The sequence below is a fragment of the Variovorax sp. P2_H12 genome (genome assembly GCF_056403395.1).
Window position 1 is genome coordinate 280,687 of record NZ_JBFUFO010000001.1, and the last position, 14,453, is coordinate 295,139.

Here is a 14,453-nt window from a genome sequence, read left to right on the forward strand (position 1 = left end):
ACCAAGGGAGAAGAAATCAATGAAATCGAAAGACATCCATGACCTGATCGGCGGGCTCGGCATGGCGGGCGCCGGCGCCTTCTTCGCGATCTACGGAAGCCAGTACACGATGGGCACGGCCGCCCGCATGGGGCCGGGCTTCTTTCCCGTGATCCTTGGCGGGATCCTGGCCGTCCTCGGATTGCTGATCGCGCTGCCGGCGTGGTGGCGTCGAGGTGAGGCCATCGTGGTCCAGTGGAGCAACCTGTTCTGGTCGGTACTGGGCGTGGTGGCATTCGCCGCCATGCTCAAGGCCGTGGGCATCGTCGTGGCGTCGTTCGCCACCTGCCTGATCACGCTGGTTCCCACTCGCATGGCACTGAGGCTGCGCTTGCTGGTGAGCGCGGCAATTGCCGGTCTGACGACGCTGATGTTCGTTGTCGGCCTGCGCATGACCCTGCCGACCTGGCCCTGGCAAGCCTGAAGGAACAGCACATGGAACTGTTCAGCAATCTCTGGATGGGCCTCGGGGTGGCGGCACAGCCGATGAACCTCTGGTACTGCTTCTTCGGCGTTTTCCTCGGGACCCTCGTGGGCGTGCTCCCCGGCATCGGCGCGTTGGCTGCGATCTCGCTCTTGCTGCCCGTCACGTATCACATCCCTCCGACCTCGGCCATCATCATGCTGGCGGGCGTCTACTACGGGGCGCAATACGGCGGGTCGACCGCGGCCATCCTGCTCAATCTGCCCGGGACGCCTTCATCGGCCGTCACTTGCCTCGATGGGTATCCGATGGCCAAGAGCGGGCGGGCCGGGCTGGCACTGTTCGTCACCACCATCGCGTCGCTGGCCGGGGCCATGGTGGGCCTGGTGCTGCTGGTGCTTTTTTCGCCGGCCATCGCCGAGCTCGGGTTGAAGTTCGGGCCCACCGAGTTCTTCTCGATGATGCTGCTGGGTCTGGTTGCCGCATCCTCGATGAGCGGCGGGTCGGCGGCCAAGGGCATGGCGACGGTGATCCTCGGCCTGCTGCTGGGCACGATCGGCACCGACGTCAACTCCGGCACACCGCGCTATGACTTCGACATTCCCGAACTGCAGGACGGCATCAATCTGGTGGCCCTGGCCATGGGTCTGTTCGGTGTGGCGGAAGTGGTGCGCAGCATCAATTCGGCCGATACCCACAAGCAGCCGGACAAAGTGCCGATGCGGGCGATGGTTCCGTCTCGTCGCGAGATCACCGACACGATCAAGCCCATGCTTCGCGGTTCCGCGTTGGGCTCGGCGCTGGGGGCGTTGCCCGGTGTGGGGCCATCCATCGCCGCCTTCATGGCGTATGCGATCGAAAAGCGGGTCGCCAAGGATCCGAGCCGATTCGGCAAGGGCGCGATCGAAGGCATCTGTGCGCCCGAGTCCGCCAACAATGCCTCCGCGCAGACGGCCTTCGTGCCGTCGCTGTCGCTGGGCATTCCCGGCGACGCGGTGATGGCCGTGATGCTGGGAGCGCTGATCATCCACGGCATCGCGCCCGGACCGATGCTGATCGGCCAGCAGCCCGAACTCTTCTGGGGCCTGGTGGCGAGCTTCCTGATCGGCAACGTCATGCTGGTGTTCCTGAACCTGCCGACCATCGGCCTCTGGGTGGCGCTGCTGCGCATTCCCTTTGCCTGGATGTACCCGGCCATCCTGGTGTTCGTCGCTCTGGGCGTGTACAGCGTCAACAGCAATCCCTTCGACATCTACCTGGTGGCTGCGCTGGGCGTGCTGGGCTATGCGTTGATGGTGCTGAGGTTCGAGCCTGCGCCCTTGCTTCTGGGTTACATCCTGGGTCCGATGCTCGAGGAAAACCTGCGCCGTGGCCTGCTGCTGTCACGCGGCGATCCCGTCATCTTCATCGACCGTCCCATCAGTGCCACGCTGCTCGCGATGACCGCGCTGCTGCTGGTGTGGACCGCGTGGGGCGCGGTGCGCAAGCACATCGCCGACAGGCGGGGCCTGGACGCGGCCGAAGGTCCGGGCTGAGCAGGCCGTGGCGCCGTGGCGCAGGCCGCTTCGGCTTTCGGGCCTTGTCAGGTTAGCCTCCAGGCAAACCACCGAGCATCGACATGATCGTCCACACCTTCGGCCCTGCCTGGAACTGCATCGACCTGAGTCCGTTCGTCGTCAAGCTTCTGACCTGGCTGCGGATGGCCGAACTGCCGTGCATCACGCAGGTCGCCAATGTGCGCAAGATGGGCAACGACAAGCTGCCGGCCTTGACGCTGGACGACGGCCGGCTTCTCAATGATTCGCAGCAGATCATCGACATGCTGCGCCAGTTGCATCGGGACCCGCTGGGCGAGCGGCGCTGGAGCCCGTCCGAGCGGGCGGTGGCGCGCGCCTGGCGATCCCTGTTCGAGACCGACCTCTATTTCGCCGCCTACTACCAGCGCTGGGTTCCGGACCCGAACTTCGCGATCCTGATGCCGGTCATGGCCGACTACATGGGCTCGCTGGGCGTGCCCGCGTTCGTGCGCCCGTGGGCAGTCAAGGCGGTGCGGCGCAACGCGCTGGCCCAGCTCAAGGCGCAAGGCACCGGCCGGCGACCCATCGAGCAAATCCACGCCATGGCGGACCGCGGCTATGCCGCGGCAAGCGACTTCCTGGTCGACAAGCCGTACTTTCTGGGCGACCGGCCGAGCGAACTCGATGCGACCGTCTTCGCTTTCCTTCACACGCTGTTGCAGCCTCCCTTCGATTCCCCGCAAAAGGAACTGGTGGCCGGCCGATCAAACCTCGTGGGCTATCACCGGCGGATGCTGGCGCAGTATTGGCCGGAGCGGGAGGCGGTGTCGACTTGAACCTGTTCCATCGTCTGCGAAGCCAGCGCTTCCCGGTGCCCGGCACAAGCGCTATCTCCACTACGTGATCTGAGCATCCGCCTCAGAGTTGCTTCGTCGTCAGCCGTTCGACGAACTGATCGACGGCGCGCTCCGCCTGTTCGATCGACCGGATCAGCCGTTCGCCGCCGAACTCGTCGTATTCCACCGCGGCGTCGAAGACCTCGGTGATGCCGATGTAGCCCAGCGCGGTGCGCACGCTGGATTCGGCGTGATTGAGGTGTGCAATGCGCTGAACGTCGCCATAGCCGAAGTCGCCGCGCGAACCCAGCAACACCACGCGTTTGCCGGCATCGGACAGCAGGGGCCAGTACGGCACCTCGCCCCGCGCACGGTCGAAACCGAACGTGCGGCCCACGCGAACGACGTTGTCGATGTAGGCCTTGAACTGCGCCGGCACGCTGAAGTTGTACATCGGCAGCCCCACGACGATCAGGTCGGCCGCGAGCAACTGGTCCACCAGGCGATCGCTTTCCGCGAGGACGTCATGCATCCATGGCTCGCGCGCCTCGGGTTTCGTGAACGCCGCGTGGATCCATGGTCCCGTGACGTGCGCGGGCGGCGACCGACCCACGTCGAGGTACTCGATCGGGTCGTCGGGCCGCGAAGCGCGCCAGCGCTCGACGAAGCGGGCAGAGAGCCTGCGTGTGTGTGAACCATGGGGATCGATGCCGGAGCGGCCGGCACGGGCACTGGCGTCGATATGAAGAATCTGTGTCATCGGGGAGCTTTCGTTGGACATAATGGATGAGTTATTTTTTTGTTTCTCATTGAGAAAGGCATCAGGGTCTTTGCATTTTCAAATGTCGAATTGACGATGACAAACGATGATTTTTTGCCTCTAGATGAATTGAATTCATCTGTTCGAAGCCCCAGGCGATTGCCTCCGCTGTCGTCGCTGCGCGCATTCGAAGCCGCCGCAGCCCACCTCAGTTTTCAGCGCGCCGCGCGCGAGCTGTCCGTCACGCCGACGGCGATCAGCCATCAGGTGCGTAGCCTCGAAGAGGCGCTCGACCAGCCGCTGTTTCGCCGGCTCACGCGTCAGCTTGCATTGACGCCTGCTGGCGAACGACTTTTCGTTGCCGTGCGCGAAGGGCTGGACATGGTCGACGCGGGCGTTCGCTCCGCACGCGCACGAAGCGCCCGCGAGACGGTGACGCTGACCACCCACGCCGCCTTCGCCGCCAAATGGGTGCTGCCGCGGATGGCCAGCTTCCGGGCCGCATGCCCCGGCATCGAACTGCGCCTCCATGCGAGCGACGCCGTCGTCGATCTGACGCGCGAAGAGGCCGATCTCGCGATCCGCTCGGGGTCGGGGCGGTGGCCCGGACTGGTGACCGAAGCGCTGATCGCCGAACGATATGCGCCCGTGTGCAGTCCGCATCTGGGCCTTCGCCGCGCGCAGGACCTGGCGAAGATGCCACTGATCCACTTCGACTGGCAGGCACGGGCGCATGCGCCCGCGACTTGGATGCGCTGGTTCGACGAGGCCGGCATCGCGCCGCAAGGACGGCACGGCGGCAGGACGCGAGAAAAGGGCGGGAAGGGCGATCTGTCGTTCTCGGACGAGACGCACGCGATGCTCGCCGCATTGGCGGGCCACGGCGTCGCCTTGCTGAGCTTGACACTGTCCGCCGACGAACTGCGAAGCGGCGCATTGCTGCAACCGTTCGGGCCGATGCTCTCGACAGGCAGCTATTTCCTCGCGGCGGCAAATGGGCGCGAGCGCGAGCCTGCGATCCACGCGGTGTGGCGCTGGGCCGCGGGCGAAGCGGCGCGTCAGGGATAACGAAGCGGCACGGCGAGCCTCAGGCGGCCATCGAAGGCGAGAGGTCGATGCCGCACGGACCACTTCGCCATCATGCGCTCGAAGATCAGCACTGCTGAGCCTTGCCGCCAGCCAAGTGGACTGCGGCGCCGCACTGCAAGCCGACGGGAGCCGAGGTGTTCGAATAGCTGCGAGAACAGCCGTCCTTTTCTCGCCCCGGCTTGCGAGCCCGCGCGTTCCCGAGCCCAATGGCGTCAGGTGCGGCGCCGGCCCCGGGGCGTACCGGCGCCGCCGCCAGTCCGACATCCGAAAGGTGGCCGCCGATGAAGCACTTCCTCATCAAGTACCAGTTCAAGGACGGCACGGCCGAGGCATGGCATGAGCACATTCGCCAGTTCATCGCCTGGCTGGACACCGAGCCGGCCGTGAAGGGCAAGATCTCGTACCGCTGCCTGAAGGAGCGGGATGGCGCCGGCTACTACCATCTGGCCGCCGCGTCGGACGAGCAGGCGATCAAGGCCTTGCAGAGCCAGGATTTCTTCAAGCGCTATACCGAGGAAAGCAAGCGCGTCGCCGGCGGCGAGGTCGAGGTCGTGCCGCTGGAGTTGATCGCGCAGACGTCTTGAGGTGGGTCGATCAGGCGGGGAACTCGACGCCGCGCTGGCCGGCGCGCCAGGGCGGGTACTTGTCCATCACGCGCGCAAAGACCGCTGCCTCGAGCCGCGCGGCCAGCCAGGCGTGCAGGCGCGGCCAGGGCTGCGAGTCGAACCAGGCCGCATCGACCTGCGCGAACTGCCGCACGAACGGCGAAATTGCGATATCTGCAAGCGCCGGCTTGTCGCCATGCAGACAGCGCTGGGGCTGCAGCAGCGCGTCGAGCCGCGCGAGGAAGAGAGCGCCTTGTGCGCGATGTGTTTTGGCATCGGCGATCGGCTGCCGCTCCGGGTACTTGTAGCCATCCAGATGCCGCTTGAAATCGCCATCGCACATGGCGATCAGCGCCAGCATCTGGTCCAGCGACGAGAGGCTGGGGCGCAGCCAGCCCTCGGGGTCGTTGCGCCGCAGCGCCCACAGCATGATGTCCAGGCTCTGGTCGATGACGCGCCCGTCGATGTCGACCAGCACCGGCACCGTGCCCTTCGGCGAGGCGGCCAGCAGTTCAGCGGGCTTGTCGCGCAGCACGACCTCGCGCAACTCGCAGCGCTGGCCGCTCGCCGCGATCGCCATTCGGGCCCGCATCGCATACGGGCAACGCCGGAACGAGTAGAGGATCGGCCGCGCGGCCGCGCTCAGATCAGCCGCTGGATCGCCTTCTTGCGCCATACGAAGCGGTAGTAGCAGGCCTGCAGCGTCAGCATCGCGGTGAAGGCCACCGGATAGGAAATCCAGATGCCGTTCAGGCCCAGGCGGTGGCTCATCCCCCACGCCACCGGCACCTCGATCAGCGCGATGCAGAAGATCGAGATCGCGGTCGGCACCAGGACCGAGCCGCTGGCGCGCATGATCCCCGACAGGGCCGCGCCCATGCCGAAGATCACGGTGCTCCACAGCATGATGTGCAGCAGCGTCTGCGCCACCTCGATCACCGGCTCACTGGTGATGAAGAAACCCATCAGCGGCCGCGAGAACAGGTAGCCCAGCACCACCAGCGAGCCGGTCAGCACCAGGTTCATCAACAGCGCGGTGCGGGTGATCGCGCCGAGGCGCTGCACCTGGCCGGCGCCGATCGCCTGGGCGCCGAGGATCGAGGCCGTGATCGCGATCGAGATCGCCGGGAACTGCACGTAGGCCACCACCTGGTTGACCGCGCCATAGGCCGCGGTCGCATCGGAGCCGTAGGCATTGACGAAGGACAGCAGCGCGATCTCGGCCAGCGACACGACGATCATCTGGACGCCGGTCGGCACGCCGACCTTGAGCACCGCCTTGAGCAGCGCCGGACGCACGCGCAAGTGCCGCACGAAGTCGGCATCCGGCGCCAGCGGGCTCTTCTTGCGCCGAAGATGGAAGGCCAGCCAGGCGGTCGCGACCACGAAGGAAACCACGGTGGCCCAGGCGCCGCTGGCCACGCCGAGCTGCGGCAGGCCGAACCAGCCCCTGATCAGCGCCGGCGTGATCACCAGGCCCAGCGCGGTCGAGATCATCAGCGTGTAGAGCGGGGTCACGGTGTCGCCGACGCCGCGCAGCATGGCGGTCGACAGCAGGAACACAAACAGGCCCGGCATCGCGATCAGGATGATGCGCGCGTAGCGGGTGGCGTCGACCAGGATGTCGGCCGGCGTGCCGAGCAGCTTCAGCATCGGTTCGGTGAAGATGCCGCCGAAGAGCGCGACACCGAGGCCGAACAGGATGCCCACCGTGAGCGTCGTGCCGGCCACCGCGCGCGCCTTGTCGGGCTCGCGCGCGCCCCAGGCCTGGCCGATCAGCACCGAGGCGCCAGCCCCGAGGCCGATCGTGAAGGCGATGAAGAAGAACATGATCGGGAAGAAGCCCGACACCGCCGCCAGCGCGCGCACACCGAGCATCTGCCCCAGGTAGACGTTGTTGAGCGTGCCCGAGAGCGACTGCAGGATGTTGCTCAGCAACATCGGCGCGAGGAACAGCAGGAACACCTTCCACAGCGGCTTGGACGCCATCGCGGCCATGCGCGCATTGGCGGGCGGGGCGACCGGCGGCGGCACCGTGTCGGCGGCGGCGGCGACGGCCGGGTCGACGGCGCTCATTGCTGGCTCCAGGCCGATGCGGCGAGCTTGTGGAGCTGGGCGCCGACGTCCTCGGGCCAATCCGCGACGCATTGCCCGAAGCGCTCGCGGTCGCCGGCGAACAGCGCGCGCGTGGCTTCCTCGAAGCCGGGCAGGGAGCCGGCGATCGCGGTCATGAATCGATAGGCGGATTCGCGCGCCGCACGTACGGCGTCACGGTCGGCGTTGACGCGGCTGGCCTCCTGGACCAGGCGCCGAAGCGCCACGGAAGCGCCGCCGGGCTGGCGGTTGAGCCAGTCCCAGTGGCGCGGAAGCAGGGTGACCTCGCGCGCCACGACGCCCAGCTTGGGACGGCCTACGCCGCGCGGCGCCTCTGCAGGCGCCTCGGCGCTGGCCGCCGGTGTCGCGGCGCCGGCCCTGTGATGCACATCGAAGTCGAGCAATTCGCCCGTCTGTTCGTCGAACACGAGGCAGGGCGCATCGTCTTCCCGCTCGCGCAACTGCGCGAGCACGTCAGCCGTGCTGCCGTGGGCGATGCGCTTCAGGTCGGCAAAGACGATCAGGTTGAGGGGGGCGGAATCGGACGGCATGCTGGTTTTCTTTGTTATCGAGGGGGCCGGGCAGGAAGGAGGCTCGTAATCTACCCGCTGGCGAGCCTCGAGCGTCACGGTGCGTGGTACCCGCGTTCGCCGACACACTGGCGTTCCTCGCGCCAGAGGGCGAGGAGCTTCTCGACTTCGGCGCCACGGTCGAAGGCCGGGTCGTCGCTCTCCTTGATCCGGTCGACCACTTCGAAGCGAAAGTGCGCCGCGCCGTGTTCGATCCAGTCGCGCAGCAGCGCCTTGTTGCGGTGCGAGCGCAGGCCAAGCTCGAAGCGCGCGCGGTTCAGGGCACCCTCGACATCCAGGCTGCCGGCCATGTAGCTGCGGCCGTTCAAGGTGTTCGTGATGGCCAGGACCCCTGCCGGTCGCAGGGCGTCTTTGTACGTTCGCGTCAGGGCGCGCCGCGTTTCTTGTGGCAAGTTCATGCTCGCATATTACCCGGGTAAATTTAATTCTTCAATATACCCGGGTAAAAATAAAAAACTCAACCTTCCCGCAGGCGCCGCCAGCCCCGACGGATGCGGCGTCTCAGCGCCCGCGCAAGGCGCCAGGCACGGCTCTCGCGAACGCGCGTCAGCACGCCGTCCTTCCAGTTTTTCCAGCGCGGATAGAAACGCGCGAACCATGGGATGCGCATCAGCGCCGGCTCGACCAGCTGGAACAGCCGTGCCAGGATCGCGGTGCCCACCAGCTTGGCACCGAGCAGCAGCAGCAAGGCGCTCACGGCGTGCCCTTCGCCGAGCAGGAAGAGTCCGAAAAGCTTGACCGGCAGCAGCATCAGTGCCGGCAGAAAGAAGGCCAGCACCGCGCCCCAGGGAGGCAGCGCACGCACCGCGGTCTCGATGCGCGCCCAGATGCGCAGCCGCGCCAGCCGGGCTGCGCCGCGGGCCAGCGGCTCCCAGCCCCACTCCTCGAACAGCAGCACCGGCACCAGCAGCGCCATGCCGATCAGGCTCAGGAGTTTCTTCAAGATACGCATTCGGCGCCATTGTCCCCTTGGGGCCTATGGCAAACTTCCGCGCTTTATCCGGCAGGCGCCAAGAGCGCCGTCGTCCCTGGGACTTTCCTCCTCATCCATGCAGAAAATCATTCGCCAGCTCGCGGCCGAGATCAAGGTCGGCGAGCACCAGGTGAAGGCTGCCGTCGAGCTGCTCGACGGCGGTGCCACCGTGCCCTTCATTGCCCGCTACCGCAAGGAGGTCACCGACGGCCTCGACGACATCCAGCTGCGTGAACTCGAGGCCCGCCTGTCCTACCTGCGCGAGCTCGAGGATCGCCGCGCCGCGGTGCTGAAGAGCATCGACGAGCAGGGCAAGCTCACCCCTCAACTGCGCAGCGCGATCGAATCGGCGCCCACCAAGCAGGAGGTGGAGGACCTTTATCTGCCCTTCAAGCAGAAGCGCCGCACCAAGGGCCAGATCGCGCGCGAATTCGGCATCGAGCCGCTGGCCGACAAGCTGCTGGCCGATCCCACGCTGGATCCGGCCGTCGAGGCGCAGGCCTTCCTGCAGCCGGCCACGACGCTGGACGACGGCAAGCCGGGTCCGGATTTCTCAACCGTCCCGGCCGTGCTCGATGGCGTGCGCGACATCCTTTCCGAGCGCTGGGCCGAGGACGCCCCGCTGGTGCAGCGCCTGCGCGAGTGGCTCTGGGCCGAGGGTCTGCTCAAGTCCAGCCTGATGGCAGGCAAGGACGAGAACAACGCCGACATCGCCAAGTTCCGCGACTACTTCGACTACGACGAGCCGATCGGCCGCGTGCCCTCGCACCGTGCGCTCGCGGTGTTCCGCGGCCGCGCGCAGGAGATCCTCGACGCCAAGCTGGTGCTGCCGGTCGAGCCCGAGCCGGGCAAGCCCTCGATCGCCGAGGGCAAGATCGCGCTGCACCTCGGATGGAGCCATGCGGGCCGCCCGGCCGACGACCTGATCCGCAAGTGCGTGGCCTGGACCTGGCGGGTCAAGCTGGCGCTGTCGACCGAGCGCGACCTGTTCACGCGGCTGCGCGAAGAGGCCGAGAAGGTCGCCATCAAGGTCTTCGCCGACAACCTGCGCGACCTGCTGCTGGCCGCGCCGGCCGGCCCGCGCGTCGTGATGGGCCTGGATCCGGGCATCCGCACCGGCGTCAAGGTGGCGGTGGTCGATGCCACCGGCAAGCTGGTCGAGACCGCGACCGTCTTTCCGCACGAACCGCGCAAGGACTGGGAAGGCTCGCTGCACACGCTCGGCAAGCTGTGCGCCAAGCACGGCGTGAACCTGATCGCGATCGGCAACGGCACCGCCAGCCGCGAGACCGACAAGCTGGCCGCCGACCTGATCAAGCTGCTGGCCAAGATGACGGCGCAGGCCGGCGCGCCGGACGTCAACGTCGACAAGGTGGTGGTGAGCGAGGCCGGTGCCTCGGTCTACTCCGCCAGCGAGTTCGCCTCGCAGGAGATGCCGGACGTCGATGTCAGCCTGCGCGGCGCCGCCAGCATTGCGCGCCGCCTGCAGGACCCGCTGGCCGAACTCGTGAAGATCGATCCGAAGTCGATCGGCGTCGGCCAGTACCAGCATGACGTGAACCAGAGCGAACTCGCGCGCACGCTGCACGCGGTGGTCGAGGATTGCGTGAACTCGGTCGGCGTCGACCTCAACACGGCCAGCGTGCCGCTGCTGTCGCGGGTCTCGGGCCTGTCGGCCAGCGTCGCCAAGGCGGTGGTGCGCTGGCGCGAAGCCAACGGCGCCTTCGCCAGCCGCCAGCAGCTGCTGGACGTCAGCGGCTTCGGCGCCAAGACCTTCGAGCAGAGCGCGGGCTTCCTGCGCATCCGCGGCGGCAGCAATCCCCTCGACATGACCGGCGTGCACCCGGAAACCTACCCGGTGGTCGAGCAGATGATCGAGAAGTCCGGCAAGCCGGTGGCGGAGCTGATGGGCCGCGCCGACATGCTCAAGACCCTGAAGCCCGAGCTGTTCGCCAACGAGAAGTTCGGCGTCATCACGGTCAAGGACATCTTCGGCGAACTCGAGAAGCCCGGCCGCGACCCGCGCCCCGACTTCAAGGTGGCGCGCTTCAACGACGGCGTCGACGACATCAAGGACCTGGTCGAAGGCATGGTGCTCGAAGGCACGGTGAGCAACGTGGCGCAGTTCGGTGCCTTCGTCGACCTGGGCGTGCACCAGGACGGCCTGGTGCACGTGAGCCAGCTCTCGCACAAGTTCGTCAACGATGCGCGCGAGGTGGTCAAGACCGGCGACATCGTCAAGGTCAAGGTGATGGAGGTCGACGTCGCTCGCAAGCGCATCGGGCTGTCGATGAAGCTCGACGCCGCGCCGGCGCGCCGCGATGGTCCGCGCGACAACCGCTTCGAAGGCGCGGGACGCGGCCAGCAGGCGCCGCGCCGCGACAACTCGCCGCAGCCGGCCGGCCAGATGGCCTCGGCCTTCGCCAAGCTGCAAGGGCTGCGCAAGTAAGTGGCCGCCGTGGGCCGGAGCGCACGATTCTTGCCCGTGGACCGGACATGAAAGCGCTTCGGATCTACGCCGGCCCGGCGGCCCGCGAACACATCGCTGGCCATGGCCTGCGGCCGGCAGACGTGCGCACCATCCCGGGGGCTGCCGGCGGCCCCAAGGGATTGGTGCTCGGGCCGATCGACCGCTTCCTGTTCGGCGACTGGCTGCCGCGTTCTTCGCAACCGGTCGACCTGGTCGGCGCTTCCATCGGCGCCTGGCGGCTGGCCAATGCCTGCCTGAGCGAACCCCGGAGCGCCTTCGAGCAGTTCGAGCACGGCTACATCCATCAGCATTTCGAGGTGCCGCCGGGCCAGAAGCGGCTGAGCGCGAAGCAGGTCAGCGCGCAGTTCGGCGAAGGGCTGCGCAGTTTCTACGGCGGCCGCTCGGCCGAGGTGCTCGGGCATTCGCGCTACCGGTTGCATGTAATCACCTCGCGCGGCCGGCACATCCTCGGGCGCGAGGGCAGGGCGCGCACGCCGGTGGGCTACCTGGGCGCCTTCCTCACCAACAGCGTGCACCGCAAGGGCCTGGGCGCCTGGCTCGAGCGCGTGGTGTTCTCGACGCCGGGGGCGGCGCTGCCTTTCGGCACGCGGGATTTCCGCACGCGCCAGGTCGCTCTGGTCGAAGCCAACTTCGAGCTCGCGCTGCAGGCCTCGTGCTCGATCCCGTTCATGCTCGAGGCGGTGCACGACATCCCGGGCGCGCCGCCCGGCGCCTACTGGGACGGCGGCATCACCGACTACCACCTGCACCTGGACTACGGCAACACCGAGGGCATCGTGCTGTATCCGCATTTCCAGCGGGCGGTGGTGCCGGGCTGGCTCGACAAGGGGCTCAGGTGGCGCCACAAGCCCACGGGATTCCTCGACCGCATGGTGGTGCTGGCGCCGGATCCGGAGTGGGTCAAGGGCCTGCCGAACGGCAAGCTGCCCGACCGCAACGACTTCCTGCGCTACGGCAGCGATCTGCCATCGCGCATCGTGGCCTGGAGCGCGGCGGCCCGGGAGTCGCAACGGCTGGCGGACGAATTCGCGCAGTGGCTGGAAACGGGCTGCAGCGTGCGCGAGGTGCAGCCGCTCTAGGCATGACGGCGCTACAGTCTACGGACGCACTGCCTCTTCGAAGCTCTCCATGAACGCATACCGAATCATTGGCCTGATCCTGATCTTCGCGGGCATCCTGTCGCTCGCGCTGGGTCATGTCAGCTTCACCAAGTCGACCCACCAGATCAAGATCGGACCGGTCGAGCTGGCGGTCAAGGAGAAGCGGGACATCGAGCTGCCGATCTGGGCCGGCATCGGCGCGATCGTGGTGGGCGGGGTGCTGGTGGTGATCGGTGGGCGCAAGCGCTGAAGCCGCACGCAGGGCTCAGCCGAAATCCTGCTCCCGCAACTCGATCGCGCGCCCATGCGGGGTGCGGTCCGCTGCCCGGTCCCAGGCCTGTTGATAGCGTTCGAGTTCCGCTGCCGAACTCGCGCCCTTGGCTGCGACCAGCGCCTCCAGCGCGGCCAGCCAGTGGCGGTAGTACGTGTCGCCAAGGTCGGCATCACCGGCAGCCTGGGCTGCGCCGATCTGCCGGGCCAGCGCATCGGCCCATTCGGGCCAGGTGAACAGGCCGCGCTGGTGCAGCGAAACCGCAAGGGCGAAGGCGTGCGCCTCCCAGGGTTCGCGGAACACCGGCTCGGCGCCGTCGTCGCTCGGCATGCCGGGCAGCAGTCGGGGGATCGCGTTCACTCGGCAGGCTCCAGGTAGCTCTCCCAGGCGTCGACCGAGACGTTGAGTCCGGCCTCGGCGCCTTCGCCCCACAACGCAGCGCCGTCGAAAACGACCGTGTAAAGCCACTGCGGTTGCTCACCCAGCCCCTGCGCATGCGCGTCGGCGAAGACGTGCATGCCGTGCAGGCGCTCGACAGTGCCGACATGGCCCTGCACGTAGCCGGGCAGACGTGTGTGGTGATCGACGGCGCCGGCGCGGGTGCGCACGCGCTGGCCGGCCGCGAAGCGTGCCGGTGCGGTCGCGGGGCGCTCCGTGGCGGTTCCCCGGGCCAGCGCGGCCGGAACGTCGGCCGCGCGCAGGACGCGCTTGACCGATTGCGGTGGATGCAGCATCCGGCCCGCAGCCAGCTCGTCGGGCAACAGCTGCAAGCGTTCGGCCATCAGCGCCTCGAGCGCCGCGAGCCAGATCTGGTAGTAGCTCAACTGGGCGTAGGCGGGCAGGGTCTCGCGCGCGCTGCGGCTGGCGTCGATGTTCCACGAGCCGGTGCCGCCCATCGCCAGGGTCAGGGCCAGCACGCGCGCCTCCCAGCGGGCGTGGAAAGGCTCGCCCTCGGGCTCGCGGACGATCTGGCCGGGCAGGTCCCGGCCGCCGAGATCGGCGTGGGAGACGTAGCTCATGGCGCGGCCTCAGGCGAGCGGGCCAGTCCGGTGCCGATCATCGAATCCCGCGTCACGAGGTCGGCCAGGGCTTCCTCGCTCCACTCTTCGGTGCCGGCCGGGCGCTGCGGGATCACGAGGTAGCGCACCTCGGCGGTGGAGTCCCAGACCCGGATCGCGGTCGATGCGGGCAACCGCACGTCGAACTCGGCCAGCACGCCGCGCGGATCCTTCACGGCGCGCGAACGATAGGGCGCGCTCTTGTACCAGGTCGGCGGCAGGCCCAGCACCGGCCAGGGATAGCAGCTGCACAAGGTGCAGACGACCATGTGGTGCTGGGTGTCGGTGTTGGCGACCGCGACCATGTGCTCGCCCTGGCGTCCGCTGTAGCCCAGCGAGGCGATCGCCGCGGTGGCGTCCCTCAGCAGCCAGTTGCGGAAGGCCGGGTCGACCCAGGCCCGGGCGACGACGCGTGCGCCGTTGCGCGGACCGATGCGGGTCTGGTAGGTGTCGATCAGGACGTCCAGGGCGGCCGGATCGATGTAGCCTTTCTGCGTGAGCACGGTCTCGAGCGCGCGCACCCGCAGGTCCATCTCGCCGAGTTCGCTGTGGTCGTCGGAATGCGCGTGGTCGTGGTCGTGGGCCATGCACGCATGCTAGCGTGCG

The 14,453-nt window shown here is 67.7% G+C and carries 17 protein-coding genes; 8 read left to right on the forward strand and 9 right to left on the reverse strand.

What is annotated here, in order from left to right; genetic code table 11:
* Positions 1-19 precede the first annotated feature (19 nt).
* The 3 genes from AC1DYK_RS01375 (at position 20) to AC1DYK_RS01385 (ending at position 2,816) form a co-directional block, all read left to right on the forward strand.
* Positions 20-463 (forward strand): tripartite tricarboxylate transporter TctB family protein, encoded by a 444-nt coding sequence (locus AC1DYK_RS01375; RefSeq protein ID WP_478164624.1) that lies wholly within the window; start codon positions 20-22, stop codon positions 461-463.
* A gap of 11 nt (positions 464-474) precedes the next feature.
* Entirely contained in the window at positions 475-1,998 is a 1,524-nt protein-coding gene (locus AC1DYK_RS01380; RefSeq protein WP_478164625.1) for a tripartite tricarboxylate transporter permease, read from the forward strand.
* 83 nt (positions 1,999-2,081) lie between these two features.
* On the forward strand, positions 2,082-2,816 hold the full coding sequence (locus AC1DYK_RS01385; RefSeq protein WP_478164626.1) for a glutathione S-transferase family protein: 735 nt from the start codon (positions 2,082-2,084) through the stop codon (positions 2,814-2,816).
* Between the two features lie 82 nt (positions 2,817-2,898).
* On the opposite strand, the gene AC1DYK_RS01390 is transcribed toward AC1DYK_RS01385, so the two are convergent.
* Positions 2,899-3,576, reverse strand: a complete 678-nt coding sequence (locus AC1DYK_RS01390) for an FMN-dependent NADH-azoreductase (protein ID WP_478164627.1) — start codon at positions 3,574-3,576, stop codon at positions 2,899-2,901.
* A 96-nt stretch (positions 3,577-3,672) separates the two neighbouring features.
* On the opposite strand from AC1DYK_RS01390, the gene AC1DYK_RS01395 reads away from it, so the two are divergent.
* Positions 3,673-4,644, forward strand: coding sequence for a LysR substrate-binding domain-containing protein (locus AC1DYK_RS01395; protein WP_478164663.1), 972 nt, complete (start codon positions 3,673-3,675; stop codon positions 4,642-4,644).
* 302 nt (positions 4,645-4,946) lie between these two features.
* Complete coding sequence (locus AC1DYK_RS01400; RefSeq protein ID WP_478164628.1) at positions 4,947-5,249, forward strand: hypothetical protein; 303 nt, start codon at positions 4,947-4,949, stop codon at positions 5,247-5,249.
* Positions 5,250-5,259: 10 nt separating this feature from the next.
* Here the strand turns inward: AC1DYK_RS01400 and AC1DYK_RS01405 are convergent, their stop codons facing one another.
* The 5 genes from AC1DYK_RS01405 to AC1DYK_RS01425 all read right to left on the reverse strand — a co-directional run bounded on the left by AC1DYK_RS01405 (position 5,260) and on the right by AC1DYK_RS01425 (position 8,906).
* Positions 5,260-5,946: a glutathione S-transferase gene (locus AC1DYK_RS01405; protein ID WP_478164629.1), complete on the reverse strand. Its 687-nt coding sequence runs from the start codon at positions 5,944-5,946 to the stop codon at positions 5,260-5,262.
* Positions 5,913-7,268, reverse strand: a complete 1,356-nt coding sequence (locus AC1DYK_RS01410; protein WP_478164664.1) for an MATE family efflux transporter — start codon at positions 7,266-7,268, stop codon at positions 5,913-5,915. Before AC1DYK_RS01410 ends, AC1DYK_RS01405 begins: the two co-directional genes overlap by 34 nt.
* A gap of 74 nt (positions 7,269-7,342) precedes the next feature.
* Positions 7,343-7,915 (reverse strand): DUF2239 family protein, encoded by a 573-nt coding sequence (locus tag AC1DYK_RS01415; protein ID WP_478164630.1) that lies wholly within the window; start codon positions 7,913-7,915, stop codon positions 7,343-7,345.
* A 74-nt stretch (positions 7,916-7,989) separates the two neighbouring features.
* On the reverse strand, positions 7,990-8,352 hold the full coding sequence (locus AC1DYK_RS01420) for a GIY-YIG nuclease family protein (RefSeq protein WP_478086409.1): 363 nt from the start codon (positions 8,350-8,352) through the stop codon (positions 7,990-7,992).
* 59 nt (positions 8,353-8,411) lie between these two features.
* On the reverse strand, positions 8,412-8,906 hold the full coding sequence (locus AC1DYK_RS01425; RefSeq protein WP_478164631.1) for a hypothetical protein: 495 nt from the start codon (positions 8,904-8,906) through the stop codon (positions 8,412-8,414).
* Between the two features lie 97 nt (positions 8,907-9,003).
* On the opposite strand from AC1DYK_RS01425, the gene AC1DYK_RS01430 reads away from it, so the two are divergent.
* From AC1DYK_RS01430 to AC1DYK_RS01440, 3 genes are read left to right on the forward strand one after another with little or no spacing between them, the layout of a single operon-like run.
* On the forward strand, positions 9,004-11,376 hold the full coding sequence (locus AC1DYK_RS01430; RefSeq protein ID WP_478164632.1) for a Tex family protein: 2,373 nt from the start codon (positions 9,004-9,006) through the stop codon (positions 11,374-11,376).
* Positions 11,377-11,423: 47 nt separating this feature from the next.
* Positions 11,424-12,497: a patatin-like phospholipase domain-containing protein gene (locus AC1DYK_RS01435; protein WP_478164633.1), complete on the forward strand. Its 1,074-nt coding sequence runs from the start codon at positions 11,424-11,426 to the stop codon at positions 12,495-12,497.
* A gap of 49 nt (positions 12,498-12,546) precedes the next feature.
* Positions 12,547-12,768, forward strand: coding sequence for a hypothetical protein (locus AC1DYK_RS01440; RefSeq protein ID WP_478089939.1), 222 nt, complete (start codon positions 12,547-12,549; stop codon positions 12,766-12,768).
* A 15-nt stretch (positions 12,769-12,783) separates the two neighbouring features.
* Here the strand turns inward: AC1DYK_RS01440 and AC1DYK_RS01445 are convergent, their stop codons facing one another.
* Genes AC1DYK_RS01445 through nthA form a run of 3 tightly spaced genes read right to left on the reverse strand, consistent with a single transcriptional unit; the run spans position 12,784 to position 14,434 of the window.
* Entirely contained in the window at positions 12,784-13,119 is a 336-nt protein-coding gene (locus tag AC1DYK_RS01445; protein WP_478164665.1) for a nitrile hydratase accessory protein, read from the reverse strand.
* 26 nt (positions 13,120-13,145) lie between these two features.
* Positions 13,146-13,808: a nitrile hydratase subunit beta gene (gene nthB / locus AC1DYK_RS01450; RefSeq protein WP_478164634.1), complete on the reverse strand. Its 663-nt coding sequence runs from the start codon at positions 13,806-13,808 to the stop codon at positions 13,146-13,148.
* Positions 13,805-14,434 carry a nitrile hydratase subunit alpha gene (gene nthA / locus AC1DYK_RS01455; protein WP_478164635.1) on the reverse strand — a complete coding sequence of 210 codons (630 nt, stop codon included), beginning with the start codon at positions 14,432-14,434 and terminating at the stop codon, positions 13,805-13,807. The genes nthB and nthA overlap by 4 nt, the downstream gene beginning before the upstream one ends.
* Positions 14,435-14,453: the final 19 nt, after the last annotated feature.